This window comes from Streptomyces sp. NPDC002076 (assembly GCF_053593835.1).
Genome location: NZ_JBSFDI010000018.1, coordinates 179,552 through 193,026 on the forward strand (window position 1 = coordinate 179,552; position 13,475 = coordinate 193,026).

At 68.0% G+C, this 13,475-nt stretch carries 12 protein-coding genes and 2 pseudogenes; 7 read left to right on the forward strand and 7 right to left on the reverse strand.

Annotated elements, in window-relative coordinates; genetic code table 11:
• Nucleotides 1-400 precede the first annotated feature (400 nt).
• Complete coding sequence (locus tag ACWCQS_RS32510) at nucleotides 401-1,141, reverse strand: SDR family NAD(P)-dependent oxidoreductase (RefSeq protein ID WP_451007769.1); 741 nt, start codon at nucleotides 1,139-1,141, stop codon at nucleotides 401-403.
• Between the two features lie 290 nt (nucleotides 1,142-1,431).
• Between ACWCQS_RS32510 and ACWCQS_RS32515 the strand changes: the two genes are divergently transcribed.
• Nucleotides 1,432-1,917, forward strand: coding sequence for a hypothetical protein (locus ACWCQS_RS32515; protein WP_451007770.1), 486 nt, complete (start codon nucleotides 1,432-1,434; stop codon nucleotides 1,915-1,917).
• On the opposite strand, the pseudogene ACWCQS_RS32520 reads toward ACWCQS_RS32515, so the two are convergent.
• The 5 genes and pseudogenes from ACWCQS_RS32520 to ACWCQS_RS32540 all read right to left on the reverse strand — a co-directional run.
• A pseudogene (locus ACWCQS_RS32520) lies at nucleotides 1,910-2,320 on the reverse strand (transposase); the annotation flags it as partial. The gene ACWCQS_RS32515 and the pseudogene ACWCQS_RS32520 sit on opposite strands and share 8 nt — an antisense overlap.
• A 302-nt stretch (nucleotides 2,321-2,622) precedes the next feature.
• Entirely contained in the window at nucleotides 2,623-4,257 is a 1,635-nt protein-coding gene (locus ACWCQS_RS32525; RefSeq protein ID WP_451007771.1) for a vanadium-dependent haloperoxidase, read from the reverse strand.
• 286 nt (nucleotides 4,258-4,543) lie between these two features.
• Nucleotides 4,544-4,966, reverse strand: coding sequence for an ATP-binding protein (locus ACWCQS_RS32530; RefSeq protein WP_451007772.1), 423 nt, complete (start codon nucleotides 4,964-4,966; stop codon nucleotides 4,544-4,546).
• A 1,402-nt stretch (nucleotides 4,967-6,368) separates the two neighbouring features.
• The gene (locus ACWCQS_RS32535) at nucleotides 6,369-7,160 is read right to left on the reverse strand and encodes an anti-sigma factor family protein (protein WP_451007773.1); all 792 of its coding nucleotides are present in this window, start codon (nucleotides 7,158-7,160) and stop codon (nucleotides 6,369-6,371) included.
• 25 nt (nucleotides 7,161-7,185) lie between these two features.
• Complete coding sequence (locus tag ACWCQS_RS32540; RefSeq protein ID WP_451007774.1) at nucleotides 7,186-7,788, reverse strand: sigma-70 family RNA polymerase sigma factor; 603 nt, start codon at nucleotides 7,786-7,788, stop codon at nucleotides 7,186-7,188.
• A 1,009-nt stretch (nucleotides 7,789-8,797) separates the two neighbouring features.
• Here ACWCQS_RS32540 and ACWCQS_RS32545 point away from each other — a divergent pair.
• The 6 genes and pseudogenes from ACWCQS_RS32545 to ACWCQS_RS32570 all read left to right on the forward strand — a co-directional run bounded on the left by ACWCQS_RS32545 (nucleotide 8,798) and on the right by ACWCQS_RS32570 (nucleotide 12,767).
• Nucleotides 8,798-9,094, forward strand: a complete 297-nt coding sequence (locus ACWCQS_RS32545) for a plastocyanin/azurin family copper-binding protein (RefSeq protein WP_451007775.1) — start codon at nucleotides 8,798-8,800, stop codon at nucleotides 9,092-9,094.
• 119 nt (nucleotides 9,095-9,213) lie between these two features.
• On the forward strand, nucleotides 9,214-10,092 hold the full coding sequence (locus ACWCQS_RS32550) for a metallophosphoesterase family protein (RefSeq protein ID WP_451007776.1): 879 nt from the start codon (nucleotides 9,214-9,216) through the stop codon (nucleotides 10,090-10,092).
• Entirely contained in the window at nucleotides 10,089-10,544 is a 456-nt protein-coding gene (locus ACWCQS_RS32555) for a hypothetical protein (protein WP_451007777.1), read from the forward strand. The genes ACWCQS_RS32550 and ACWCQS_RS32555 overlap by 4 nt, the downstream gene beginning before the upstream one ends.
• A gap of 46 nt (nucleotides 10,545-10,590) precedes the next feature.
• Nucleotides 10,591-10,767 (forward strand): annotated as a pseudogene (locus ACWCQS_RS32560) (IS110 family transposase); the annotation flags it as partial.
• A 105-nt stretch (nucleotides 10,768-10,872) separates the two neighbouring features.
• Complete coding sequence (locus ACWCQS_RS32565; protein WP_451007778.1) at nucleotides 10,873-11,367, forward strand: transposase; 495 nt, start codon at nucleotides 10,873-10,875, stop codon at nucleotides 11,365-11,367.
• Nucleotides 11,325-12,767 (forward strand): multicopper oxidase family protein, encoded by a 1,443-nt coding sequence (locus ACWCQS_RS32570; protein WP_451007779.1) that lies wholly within the window; start codon nucleotides 11,325-11,327, stop codon nucleotides 12,765-12,767. Before ACWCQS_RS32565 ends, ACWCQS_RS32570 begins: the two co-directional genes overlap by 43 nt.
• A gap of 21 nt (nucleotides 12,768-12,788) precedes the next feature.
• On the opposite strand, the gene ACWCQS_RS32575 is transcribed toward ACWCQS_RS32570, so the two are convergent.
• The gene (locus tag ACWCQS_RS32575; protein WP_451007780.1) at nucleotides 12,789-13,298 is read right to left on the reverse strand and encodes a hypothetical protein; all 510 of its coding nucleotides are present in this window, start codon (nucleotides 13,296-13,298) and stop codon (nucleotides 12,789-12,791) included.
• Nucleotides 13,299-13,475: the final 177 nt, after the last annotated feature.

A 13,475-nucleotide genomic window follows, 5' to 3' on the forward strand; every position in this document is an offset into this window, starting at 1 on the left:
GCGCAGCATCAGCCCATCGGGTCTGTACAAGATCCGCCCAGGCCCCACCGCGGCGGCTTCTGGCATGGCCTCGCGAAATGCCTGCGCCAGACCCGGCCCGCGTCTCTTCCTCGGCTGCCTGGTGGGAGCCGGTGAGTCGGCCGCCGTGCCGGAGCAGGTGCTCCTCCCAGGAAGCCTGCAGAAGCGTCTCGAGGCAGTGGTCGGGATGCGCCCCGTCCCGGCAGAAGTTCCAGTGCAAGGCGCCGGCGAGCCACTCGGGCGGTTGCGGCTCGCCCGCTGTGGCTGTCCGCCCTGCGGCACCGTCATGTGATCTGATCACCGCCTTGATGGCGATGCAACGGCTTCTTGCGCGACCCTGACCCGCCACGTCGCGGTCACCTGCTCTCTCGTCTGCCCAGGGTCAGCCGATCGCGAGCTGTCCGCCGCGTGCCTCGAGAACCGCGCCGGTGATGTAGCTGGCGCGGGACGAAACAAGGAACAGAACCGCTTCCGCGATTTCTTCAGGGTCTGCGACCCGCCCCAGTACGGTGGTTCGCCCGATCGCCTGGAGGGTTTCACCTCCCATCTCCTCCGTCCCGGGGGTATGGACAGGGCCCGGAGCCACGGCGTTCACGCGGACGCCCTGGGCGCCGAACTCGTCAGCCCATACTCGTGTGAGAAGTTCGAGTGCAGCTTTGGAGGCCCCGTAAGCGCCCGATTCCCGCACCGGCGTGGTAGCCGCTGCTGTACTCACATTCACGATGACGCCACGCCCCCGCGCAGCCATTCCCGGAGCGAGGGCACCGACCAGGAGCATCGGCGCGCGTGAGTTGACGGCCATCTGAGTGTCGAACATCTCGGCGGTGGTGTCCGGCGTACTGGCGAACCGGTAGATACCGGCGTTGTTGATCAGAACGTCCACCTCGCCCGCTTCAGCGGCAAGGCGCAGGACATCTTCAGAGCTACTCAGATCCGCAGCAACGAACCGAGCCTTCCCGCCTGCGGCAGCGATCTCTTTGACGGTCTCCGCACCCCGCTGCTCGTCCCGCCCGTGAACGATGACCGAGGCCCCCGACGCTGCCAGGCGAAGGGCCACGGCCCGGCCGATGCCGGCGGTGGCGCCGGTGACAAGAGCGGTGGATCCGTCCAGTTCTGCAGCCATGGAAAGTTCCTCCAAGCCGAGAGGAACGACATGCTGTCGGTTGTTCCTCGTGTACTGATGATCCTGACGGTTCATGCCATGGCGACGACGGACCCACGCCGGACCGATCGTTGATCATGGTCCAGCCCGGGGCCGTGGCCACGCCGCCTTGGGAGGCCGGCGAGCTCGCCTTCGCTGATCACGTCGGCGGGCGACTGGAACGCGCCGTACTGCCGCCGGGGTGGTGCCCCTATGTGGTTCGTCAAGGAAATCGGGCTGCGTCGTGATGGGCTGCCGGGCAGCATGGCGGGGTGTCTGATCTGCCGTGGGACGACGTTGCGTACTTTTTCGATCCTGATCTGCTGGGTTCGCTGCCGGACGTGCGTGTCCCGGATGCCTCGGTGGAGGACTGGCAGGCGCTCCTTGATCTCGTCGGTGAGCGGGGCTGGAAGTGCCAGTACTCCAAGGGCGAGACGGTGCTGCCGGTGCCCAGCGCGGATGCAGTGCTCTCCCGCCCGGCCGACGCCGAGTGCCCTGAGCTGGAGGTCTGGCTGTCAACCGAGGTGCTGGCGATCTTCCGTTTCCATGCGGTGGAGGAGATCGACTTCGATGTAGATCTGCGGGAGCTCCAGGGGCAGGAGCGACTCGATCTCTTCGGCCGTTTCCTGCGGGACATCGGTCGACGGCTGGGAAAGCCGGTACTGATGGATTTGGAGGGCGATTACGGTCATCCGGTACTCGGGTTCGATGCTGAAGCCGATCGTGTCTTGCGCCCGGCTGAACCGCCGGTTATGTGAGGGCAGTTGTGGTCTGCGGTTCGTAGAAGGTTTCGTCGCGGAGCATGCCGAAGAGCACATCGGCTCGTCGTCCGGCGAGGCAGAGCAGGGCTTGGGTGTGGCGTTTGCTCTGGCTGATCTTCTTGTCGTAGTAGGTCCTAGAGGCCGGGTCGGCCAGCGACGCGAACGCGGAGAGGAAGAAGGCTCGTTTGAGCTGCTTGTTTCCCCGCCGGGACGGTTGCTCACCGCGGATCGAGGAGCCTGAGCTCCTCGTCGCTGGGGCGAGACCTGCGTAGGCGGCCAGGTGAGCTGCAGTGGGAAAGCTGCTGGCGTCGCCGACGTCGATGAGGATCCTGGCTCCGGTCCTGACGCCGATCCCCGGCATGGACGTCAGGACCTTTGAATAGGGGTGACTCTCCAGCAGTCCTACGGGGACTCGAGCGAGGCCACCGACTGCGGGTCCGCCGACAGTGACATGGGCGGGCCCGCGCTCAGCGACCTGGACCGGGTGGGTCCGACCACGACAGTCATTGAGTCAATGCGTCGCGGTGACCGGAAGCCAGGACTTCCTGCGGGCAGACATCCTGCCTGCCGGCCAGCAGCTGCGGGCCCTCGGCACGGAGGATGGCCGCCCTCTGAGCGTGGCCCGAGCCAGTGGTACCCGATGCGACGGGACCACTGGCTTCTCGGCCCTACCATGTGCATGGTTGTAGCGTGCCGGTGCGGTCAGAGCCGACCTGCCACGAAGTCGGCCACCTGGGTGCCGAGTTGCTGGCCTGCGTGGTTGTCAAGGGAGGTGTGCTGGCCGGACCAGATCCGGCTGAGCCACGCTTCGGTGGCGGCGTCCTGGAAGCCGGTGAAGGTTCGAGTGACGCCCTTCGAGGTCACCGCAAAATGATGCCGCGCCCCGTAGAGTCCGGCGAGCGTCGTTGCCGCAGCCTGGCTGAGAGCGCCGTGAGCGCCCGGATAGGACGGATCCGGTGCGGTCGGCAGCAGAGGGGTCCAGCTGGGATCCCCGACGATGCTCGGGTTGTAGTGCGTACCGCCGAGTCGGATGGCCGTCACGGGCCGCCAGACGTGGTAGACATATTTGGCGTCGTACATCGCGATCGCGGTGTCGGCGAGGGACAGGTCGAGCCGGGCGAAGACCTTCACCGCCTTCTCCAGGTTCGCGTTCTGGGAGGTGACGAGGTTCTGCGTGATCTGGTTCCAGACGTTCCATACGGGTGCCGCCGCCCAGAACTTCGCGGCTGCTGCCTGATCGGGAGTGCGGGTGGTGCTGGTCTTGCTCCCCAGGCTCTTGACCTCGTTCAAGGCGGTGGCGTACGCGGCGCTGCTCACGGCCGGCGGCGGTGCCGGGCGGAACTGCCGTCCGTCGGCCAGTACGAACGGCTTGACCGAGCCCCAGTCGGTGAAGACCGGTGTCGGGAAATTGGGAGGGGTGGGCCGGTAGTCCCCGGCCTTGTCGCCGGGGCGGAACCGCGGTGGCTTGGCTGAGGATCCGTCATTGGACCGCAGGGTGATCAGCCTGCGGGCGACCTCCGCTCCCACACCAATACCCGCCTGCTTGCCCGGGCCGCCGGATATCGCGGACAATTGGCTGCTCAGCCGCTGGTTCAAGCCTGCGCGCCTGGCCGGGTAAAGGGCGACCAGCACATCGTGGGCCGCCTGGTCCGCTGCGGCGTCCGCACGAGCGCCTCTTGGCGCCGTCACCGAGAACACGTAGGCGGGGCCGGCCCGGGTGATCGATACCACCGCGTCGTACTCGGCAGCCTGCAGAAGCGCGAAGCTGCGCGTGGGTTGGACGGTGGACGGCTGCGCCTTCGGATTGCTGAGGATGGTGACGAGCTCGCGGTTCCACTCCACGACCGACATCCCCGACCCCGTCGCGGCGGTGCGCAGGGCCGGCGAGTGAGCGGTGGTGGACCCGAAGGCCGGGCCGGCGAGTCCGGCTGCCAGCGCGGCTCCGGCGAGTATGGCGAGTGTCTTCTGCTTTCCACCCATGTTCTGTAGCTCCTTGTCGCTGGTGGCGGGCTGTGACAACTGGCGGTCATGCGCGTGGCTCATCTGTGTCGGCCACGCGAGCGTGATGGTGTCGGGGTGGTGCGGGCCGACAGCCAGGCCGAGATGGCGGCGGTCGTGGAGGACGAGTTGCTCGGCGGGTTCCGCGGCAGCTGCGACGGGGCCGAGGTAGTCCAGGGCCCTCCGGTCCATGAGGGCCTTCCGGCGTAGCAGCCAGGCACGTTCGGCTCCGGGGGCCAGCACTTGGTGCATCTCGCGGCGCAGATCTGGCGCATGCGTATATGCCTCGTGCGGGGGCGGGGCGTCGATGCCCTCGCCGCTGTTCGGGGTGACGTCCACGCTCAAACCTCCGCCGGTACGCAGGGGCCGGCGCCGCAGCGTTGACACAGCACCGTGTCGTGGTGGGGGCCGCCGCGATCGAGCGCCGATGGGTGGGCCGCGGACCGCATGGGCACCTGGGCCGGGCCCGGGCAGCCGTCGATGGGACACGGCTTGTGGGTCGCGAAGGACCACTCGGCGGGTGTGTCGGGTGGCCTTTCGCCGCGGCCGCCCCCGGTAGCCCGTGGCTGTGCTGCAGTGCCGGCCCCGGCAGTGGGTCGCAGCTCGTGCGGAGCGTCCGGCCCGGTCATGGCGAGCACCTCAGGCAGGCGCGGACTTCGCGGCCGCTGCGTGTCTGGCGAATCTCGGTCGACTGGGCAAGGAACTGGACGATGCCGGTGCCACGGCCGTGTTCGTCGGAGGCGATGCCGGGGCGATGACGCTCCACGGCCGCGCCGGAGTCGGTGACCACGATGTACAGAGTTTCGTGGTCGAGGGCGAGCAGCAGGGTCATGCGCTCATGGCCGTACTGGGCAGCGTTGGCGGCGAGTTCGTCGATGATGAGAATGGCGGAGTCCCGCTCACCCGCGGGCACACTCCAGGTCTCCAGCAAATCGGCTGCGAAGTGACGAGCCGCGGAGACGTGCGCCTCCTGCGCCGGCAGGGTGAGCAGTGCATGGCGACGGCAGGGCCGGCCGAGCAGTGAAGTCGGGCTGGGGGAATCGGTCACGAACATGGTCTTCTGGCTCTTCTGTCGATGTGCGGAGACCGGAATGGGATGACCGCAAGCAATTCGGGGGTGGTCGGTAGGCCGGATCCTGATCCTGCGTGGGCGCGCTCAATCAGTTCCACGGACGACACATGCCGGATGGTTCGAGCTATTTGCCCTTTTTGTTCCGATTCCTGCGAGTCATGTCAATGTCGGCGCCTGTCGGGGCTCAGCTGCCTCTGTCCAGAGCTGGCTGTTGCGCGGCCGGACTGGGCACCGGCAGTTCGATCCCCTCGCCGGTGGCCTTCCGGACGACCCCGTGGAAGTGTCGCGCCGTAGACCTGGGACGGACGTCCGTGCCTACATTTCGGCTGGATCGCGGTCCTCCGCATGCAGACGTGATGGATCCTCTTCTCCGGGTTGTACGGACTTCGGGAAAAGAAGAGTCGTGCGCGCCCCGTCGGCCCGCTCATGCATGAAGTCAGCTGCGGACTGGGCCGGTTCGACGCAGCGGGGCGAGAGTGACCAGGGCCCGGAAACCGTCGGCGCGTCGCGAGAGGGGCCAGGGTGTCGGTTTTAGCCTCCTCCGGCGGAAGCGGAGATGTATGCCGCCGCACCCCTTTCGCACAGCCGTGCCCGCCCGTGTACGCGGCCGGCACCCGCGGGGCCCGGCGCGGGATGGCCGACCGGCCCCTGGGGAGGTCGCGTGACGGAAGCAGGTCAGAGCCCCACGACCGAGCTCCAGAACTGCCCCGGTACCGACACAGCCGCCCGAGACAGGTCGTGCAGGGGAAGCAGCCGCCGCAGCTGACCGGCCCAGCGATGCGTGGCACCACCGCGGGCAGATCGATCGGATGGCTGCTTCACCCCACCCCTCGACCCTCGACCTGCTGGTCGCGTACCCGGATGGCCTTCACCTTGATCAACCTGGCGGGGGTGATCATTCCCGGCTGGCGGCGGCCGACCGACCATCAGCCGCCTCGGCGCGCTGGCTCCCGCTCAGCCCCTCGGCCATACAGGTGCCGGTGTCGGCCTCCGAGGCCGCCACACTCATCGGCCGCGAGCCCTTGTCGGACGGTCCCGCCGATCCCGGAGCCACGCGGTGCGGCGGGATCGAGGGGCTACGGTGATCACGAGCGTGCCCGTACAGCCGGTGTCACGGGTAGAAACCTCTTCCATGGCCATCAGCTGGACGTCCTGTGCGCGCCCCTCCAGCTCGGTCCACCGGTCTTGAGGGCGGCCCGGTGCTTGTCGAATGTCCAGGGTCCCTCGCCGCACTCGCCCAAGTCGGCTCCCCGGAGCGCCCGGCCTTTCGAAGGCGACGTCGTCTTGGCCTCTTGTGCCACCAATCCTCACGCCCTGCTGCTGCCGTCATGCCACTGGTCGACCGGCCGCCCAGTGACATGACCGCCATGGTCTGGCCTCACGCTCGGATGGTGACCAGCTTCTGACCGTTGCCCGCGAGGATCTCGAAGTGCTCGATGGCTCCCGGAGCCATGGCGACCGCTCCTGGGATCGTGGTGCCGGGAGAGTACTCCCCTGCCCGCCAGGTAGCGCCGTCCGTCCTGGCCCCGCCGGGCCCGACCGCCTGCAGCCGACAGGTGATTCCGGCGGGTGCCCCTCCTGCGGAGATCTGCAGAACACTGCCCCAGGCAGAGGGCGAGACCTTCACCGAGGCGGAGACGCCGGTGGTGGGATCGCTCCCGGAGAAGGTGCGCCAGACGGTCGGCGCGGTCGGCCCGGGCGGCCTCGCCTGACTGCCCACGGATCCGATGGCCGCCAGCCATGTGCCACCGGCCGCTGCCGCGATGAACGTCAGCGAGACTGCAGCGCCGGCCAGTTGCAGACGCCAAGACCTGCGGCGCCTGGCCGCAGCCTGCTGGAGCAGCCTCTCCAGCACACCCCCCTCTGGGGTCTTCGACACCGCGGGCGCGGCGGGCCGTTCGGGCAGCGGGGAGCCCTCCGCGCTTTCGGCTGCCCGTACCATCAGTCGGTCAGTCAGGTCCGTTTCGGCCGCCGGCACCGTCTGGCCCGAGGCTTCGGCTTCGGTCACCGTCGCCAACAGCGCAGGCAATCCCGCCAGCTGGGCGTGTTCGGCCCGGCATTCGGTGCATGCCGCGAGGTGGATGCGCACCTGTTCCATTTCCACCGAGGGCAGCGTGCCCAAGACGTAACCTCCCAGCGTCAGCCGGAGGGCGTCATGCTCCGCACTCATGGTCGCCGCCTCCTGCCCGCCACGGTCATGGCTCGATCCCCCGTTCCTGCAGCGCCAGCCGCAGGGCGTGCAGGGCGTAGTACGTCCGCGACTTCACTGTGCCCAGCGGGATGCCCAGCACCTGTGCGGCCTCCGCCATGGTCCGGCCCCGGTAGTAGGTCTCCAGCAGGACGGCGCGGTGGTCCGGGGACAGTGACCGGACGGCTTCGGCAACCGCCCAGCTCTGCAGTGCCTGCTCGATCTCGTCCTTGCCCGGCTTCTGCTCGGCGGCTCGCTCCAGCACATCGCCACCGGCCTCGGCCGGCCTGGACTGCCGGGCCCGGTGGGCGTCGATGACCAGGTGTCGAGCGACCGTACACAGCCATGCCCGGGCCGGGCCGCGTGCGGGGTCGAACGCGGCGGGATGCTGCCACGCTCGCAGCAGTGTCTCCTGTACCACGTCCTCTGCCCATTGCCAGTCTCCTGAGGTCAGTCGCAGCACGTAGTGGAACAGGGCTCCTGAGTGCTCCGCGTACAGCGTGCGCAGCAGTTCCTCATCCGCGGTCGAAAGGGTCCCTTTACCAGAGACACGGTGCGCGGAGCGATCCGGATCGGTCCTTGGACCACGTTTTCGGGAACTCCAGGGCATAACACGATCATCAGGCATATGCGCCGCTTTGTCCTGTACGAGCAGCTCGATGCCGGTCACGCGCTGTGGGTGCTGCAGGTGGTACGCCCTTGCGGTGTTACGACCTCGCCATGATCAAGCATGCGCGAGTCCGGGGCCGACTGACCTGCAGCGATCCCACGAAGTCCCACAAAAGGTGCGTATCCATCGAACCGCAGGAGCCATGCCGTCCGTGGAGGCGAACAAGAACCGGCTTACGCGCAACTCCTCATCGCTTCCCCTGCGGCAAGGGGTGGAACAGGGGTGACCGAAATGCACCAGGCGACGCACGCGCTCTCGCCACCCGGCCCCGCTCCCCTGCCCCCGTGCATCGAAGCCGGTGCCACTCTGCAGCCCCGACCGATGTCCAGCACACACCACGTCGATGGCGCTACGCACAGTGATCGGCGGCTGTGCGGCGACCGGGGCAGAGCTCCATCCGGCCAGTGTGCGCATCACCCGTATGGGCGACGCCGACCTGCCCCGAGTCGCTCGCGGCTGCCTGCTCGGGCGAACTGCCGCGTGCCGCCTTCATCTTCGTGGCGTGGCAGGGCGGATGCGCAGCGCGGAGCACCTCGAGGCGGGCAGCCGGCACGGGGCGGCACCCAGGCTCGCTCGCTGGGTCCGTGAGGGACGCGTGCCCATGAACGCGCCATCCACCACATCCCTGCGGTTGCGTGCGCCCGAGCCGGCGCAGTTCCCGTCTCCGCCTGATCAGTGAGGAACGCACACCATGTACGTGAACCTTCGCCCACCCACTCGGCGATCCCGTGCTGCGGCCGGGCTGGCCGTCGCCACCATCGCCACTGCCGGTGCGCTGGGGCTCCTCAGCTCATGCGGCCCGTCGTCGCATTCCTCGTCCGCCGGGGTCGGCGCCATCACGCCCGGTCCGGGTCAGCACCAGGCGGCCGGAATGCCCGGGGCCACGGGGTCGGGGAAAACGGCGGGCTCCGCTCCCGGCGCCTCCCCGATGCCCGGCATGAGCATGCCCATGAGTACCTCGAGCACGGGCGCGGCGGCCGCGCCGGTGACCGGGAATGCCGTCGCGATCAAGAACTTCGCATTCTCTCCGGCCACGCTGCAGGTCAAAGCGGGCACGACGGTGACGTGGACGAACCAGGATACCGACGCCCACACCGTCACCAGCGCCGGAACGGGCGGCCCCCTGCACTCGGCCGCCCTGGCCACCCACGCCGCCTACAGCTACACGTTCACCAAGCCCGGCACCTACGCCTACATCTGCACCATCCATCCGTTCATGACCGCCACCGTGGAGGTGACCCGATGACCGACTACTACGACCGTCACGACGGAGCACCGGCCGACGACGCCGGCCGGCCTGAAACCGAACACGGTATGACTCGGCGTCAACTCATGCGTCACGCAGGGTGGTTCGGCGGAGCGGTGGTGCTGACTGTGGCCAGCGGAGAGGTGATCAGTCACATCGCGGACTCCCGGGACACCAACGCCGGGGCTGCCGCCGGGGCCGTCTCAGCGGGAAGCGGCGCGCTGCGGTTCGTGCAGGTCTCCGACAGCCATATCGGGTTCCGGGGCCCGGCGAACATGGACGTGGCCGGCTCATTCAACGAAGCGATCAACCAGGTCAACTCACTCGGATTCAGACCGGACTTCGTCATGCACAGCGGCGACCTGACCCACCTGTCCACGGCCGGGCAGTTCGACCAGGTCAAGCAGATGATGACCGGAATGAAGACAGACCGCGTCTTCACCGTACCGGGCGAACACGACTCCATCGGTGATGCAGGCCGCGCCTACCGGCGGACCTTCGGCATGGGCACGCTCGGCGACGGCTGGTACAGCTTCGACACCCACGGCGTGCACTTCATCGCCCTGGTCAACACTCTGAGCCTGGAGAAACTCGGGCACATCGGCAACGCGCAGATCGACTTCGTACGCAAGGACCTGGCGGGACTGCCATCCGACACCCCCGTCGTGGTCTTCAGCCACATCCCGCTGTTCGCCATGTACCCGAAGTGGGGCTGGAGCACCGACGACGCCCTCAAGGTCATCGCACTCCTGCGCCGCTTCTCCTCCGTCACCTGTCTCAACGGGCATGTCCACCAACTGTTCACCAAGACAGAGGGCAACATCACCTTCCACTCCGCCACCACCACCGCCTATCCGCTGCCCAAACCGGGCCGCGCCCCCGCCCCCACGCCCCAGGTCGTCCCTGCCCGGCAGCTCAAGGATGCACTCGGCATCCGCAGCGTCGGCTACCGCCAAGGCGACCGCGAACTGGCCATCAAGGACCAGAGGCTGGCATGAACACCCAAAGATTTCTCGTCCCCACCCTGCGGGCGGCGACCGCCGCAACCCTCGCCGCGGGCGGATACATCCACGCCCAGCTGTACATCGACGGGTACCGCTTCATCCACATCATTGGCCCCCTGTTCCTGCTCCAGGCCAGCGCATCCTTCGCCTTCGCTGCCCTGCTGCTGATCGGGACACCACCCCCGCTGCTGAGGATCTCCGAGGCAGGCGTCGCGCTCGGCGCCCTCGGCGGCTTCACCGCCTCGCGCACCGTTGGCGTGTTCGGATTCACCGAACGCGGTCTGCAACCGGCACCACAAGCCGTCCTCAGCCTCCTCGCCGAAACCGGCACGCTGCTGCTCCTCGCCATCTGGCAAGTGAGCGCGACCAGACAACGCCGCGCTGCCCGACCGCCCGTCAGTACAGCCATCCGGAACCGATCCATCACCCGTACACCACCCACCTGAACCACCACCACGACGGGTCACGTCCGCGGCGTTCTCAGCCCTGTGATCCTCGCCAGGAGCCGACGCCCACTACCGTCGTCGACGCGAACAAGGGGACTGGCATGCAGACGCCCAGCCACGCCTGTTCAACCGCCTGATCGGGCAGCTCTACCACTGCCTCCAGACCGGCGGACCGTTCGACGAGCACCTCACGTTCCCCTCTGAACTGGCCGCTGCCGCTTGACACGTTGGTGTCGTGAGATGTCTCGGTGGGCAGGAGGCCGTCCCCGCCTGCTCAGCCCTGACGACGAGTACTGTCGGGGAGCGGCACCAGACAGCGCGAACATCCATGAGTTCACCGCCGGCCACGGAGCAGTTGTTGCCGCAGGGCATCACGCCGGGCCGTCCGCCGCTGTGGACACGGCGGCTACTGATAGACGGCATGCGGTGGCGGACCCGGACCAGTGTTTCCTGGCGCCATGTTCCGGAGCGGTACGGACCCTGGGACCGGGTCCACGCACTGTTCCGCCGCCGGCAGCGCGACGGCGCCTGCGTGGGGATCGGGGGCGATCCGAGTGCCCCGGCTCGGTCTTGGGCGACTCCGAAGGAGACCGGGCCGGGTGCGAGCAAACAAGGGGCGAACGTGGTCGTCGTTGTTGCGGAGGTCTGTCTCATCGCATCCCTCGTGGCATCGGGTGCAGAGCATCGCTCGAACGGTCCAGCCAGGGCGCGGGTGGCCGGTCCCGGGGGTTTCGTGGTGTTGAGCTACGCGAGCCCTGGATGTCCATCACTGGAGACGTCATGCGATCCCGATCCACGCTGCCTCGCATCACCATGGCGCTGATCCTTGCCGTCGGCGCCCTGATGAGCGGCTGCACCAGCGCCCCGTCCCAGTCGTCGTCAATGATGTCGTCGCCGTCGCCCTCGCCCTCGTTCGCCGAGGGTGCTCCGCTGCGGGAACCGGCGCAACTGGTCAGCCACAACGGGCTGCTGCGGGCGAATCTCGTCGTGGAGAGACGGCGCGTGAACCTCGGCGGCCACGCGTTGTGGGCGCTCACCTACAACGGCAGCTACATGCCGCCCACCCTGCGGATCCGGCCGGGGGACAAGATGGAGTTGGCCTTCAAGAACACGCTCGGCGAGGAGACCAACCTGCATGTGCACGGTCTCCATGTGTCACCGAGCGGCGACGCCGACAACATCTTCCTCCACATCCATCCGGGCGAAACCTTCCACTACTCCTACCAGTTCCCCAAGACGCTGCGCGCCGGCACCTACTGGTACCACCCGCACCCCCACCACACCTCCGCGCCGCAGGTCGCCGGTGGCACGTCGGGCATCCTCATCGTCGACGGCCTGCAGCAGTACCTTCCGGCGAACCTGCACCACATCACCGAGCACGTCATCGCGCTGAAGGACTTCCAGCTCCAGGGCGATGCCATCAAGACCCAGGGTCTGCACATCGGTGCGCCCACACATCGCACCGTCAACGGCCAGCTGAATCCGGTCATCCGCATCCGCCCGGGTGAGACCCAGTTGTGGCGGCTGGCCAACATCAGCGCCAACATCTACTACAAGGTCCGCCTGCGGGGCCAGAAGTTCCATGTGATCGCGCACGACGGGACACCCGTCGACCGCATCTGGACGGCCGACTCGCTGCTCCTTGCGGCCGGGGCCCGCTTCGACGTACTGGTACAGGGCGGTCCGGCCGGCCGCACCGAGCTGGAGACGCTCCCGTACCAGACCGGACCGGGCGGCAATTCCTTCCCGCAGGCGACCTTGGCCACCCTGGTCTCCGCAGGGCCCTCCGCGCGACCGGCGACGCTGCCCACCTCGTCCTTCGCGCCGACCGTGGATCTGGCCCACGAGAAGATCGCCGTGCGGCGCACCGTCGTGTTCTCCGAGAACGCGGCCGGCACCAAGTTCTACATCAATGGCAAGCAGTTCGACCCCAACCGGGTGGACCTGCGGGCCAAGCTGAACACGGTCGAGGAGTGGACCGTGGTCAACGAAAGCAACGAGGAACACTCCTTCCACGTGCACACCAATCACTTCCAGCTGATGAGCATCAACGGCCATGCGCACCAGAGCCACGGCCTGCAGGACGTCGCGAACGTCTCCGCCCACGGGCGGCTCGTCATCCGGATCCGTTTCAAGGACTACACCGGCAAGACCGTCCTGCACTGCCACATCCTCAACCACGAGGACCGGGGCATGATGGCGGTGCTGGACATCGAGAAGTGACCCACAGCGCTGCGAGCGGGGTCAGCCGGCGGCGCCGAGCGCGGCGCTGACGCCGGCGATGACCGCTCCGCCGAGCGCGATGGAGACGAACGAGCGAAGGAAGCCCGTCTTGAAGAAGCGCCAGCGGATCCAAGCCAGGGTCACCAGTTCGAGGGTGATCGTGATCAGTGCCACGGCCAGCGCGGGGCGGTATTGAGGGATGAGGAAGGGCAGGGTGTGCAGCACTCCGCCGAGGAAGGTGCCCGCCCCGGTGATGGCTCCGCGTAGGTAGGGGCTGCCGCGGCCGGTCAGGTCTCCTGTGTCGGACAGGCCTTCGGAGAAGGCCATGCTGACGCCGGCGCCGATGGCGGTGGCCAGTCCGGCGAAGAACGCGTAACGCGGCTGCTGAGTGGCAAACGCTACGGCGAAGATCGGGGCCAGCGTGGACAGCGAGCCGTCGATCAGGCCGTTCATGGCGGGTTGCGCCCGCTGCAGGAGGAACGATCGCTCGACTTGGTGTTCGGACTGGCTCACTGCCGTGGGGGCGGTCATGGTGTGTCTCCTGGCTGATCATTGCCCCGTCAGGGACTCGAGGGAGAGGGCGGGGAGCAAGCGAGTGCCGTTGTTCCCCGGGGCGGGGAGAGCGGGCCGTGTCTTCGAAGCTCGCAGAGGCCCGTCCGCTGCGGTAGCGGCCGTAGGCTTGAGGGCATACAACCCCGGCTTGCAGCT

Bases quoted from the DNA above. Each gene is read 5' to 3' on its own strand.
- ACWCQS_RS32510 (WP_451007769.1), bottom strand. From the start codon at position 1,141: ATGGCTGCAGAACTGGACGGATCCACCGCTCTTGTCACCGGCGCCACC.
- ACWCQS_RS32535 (WP_451007773.1), bottom strand. From the start codon at position 7,160: ATGAGTGCGGAGCATGACGCCCTCCGGCTGACGCTGGGAGGTTACGTC.
- ACWCQS_RS32540 (WP_451007774.1), bottom strand. From the start codon at position 7,788: ATGCCCTGGAGTTCCCGAAAACGTGGTCCAAGGACCGATCCGGATCGC.
- ACWCQS_RS32545 (WP_451007775.1), top strand. From the start codon at position 8,798: ATGAGTACCTCGAGCACGGGCGCGGCGGCCGCGCCGGTGACCGGGAAT.
- ACWCQS_RS32555 (WP_451007777.1), top strand. From the start codon at position 10,089: ATGAACACCCAAAGATTTCTCGTCCCCACCCTGCGGGCGGCGACCGCC.
- ACWCQS_RS32565 (WP_451007778.1), top strand. From the start codon at position 10,873: ATGAGTTCACCGCCGGCCACGGAGCAGTTGTTGCCGCAGGGCATCACG.
- ACWCQS_RS32570 (WP_451007779.1), top strand. From the start codon at position 11,325: ATGCGATCCCGATCCACGCTGCCTCGCATCACCATGGCGCTGATCCTT.
- ACWCQS_RS32575 (WP_451007780.1), bottom strand. From the start codon at position 13,298: ATGACCGCCCCCACGGCAGTGAGCCAGTCCGAACACCAAGTCGAGCGA.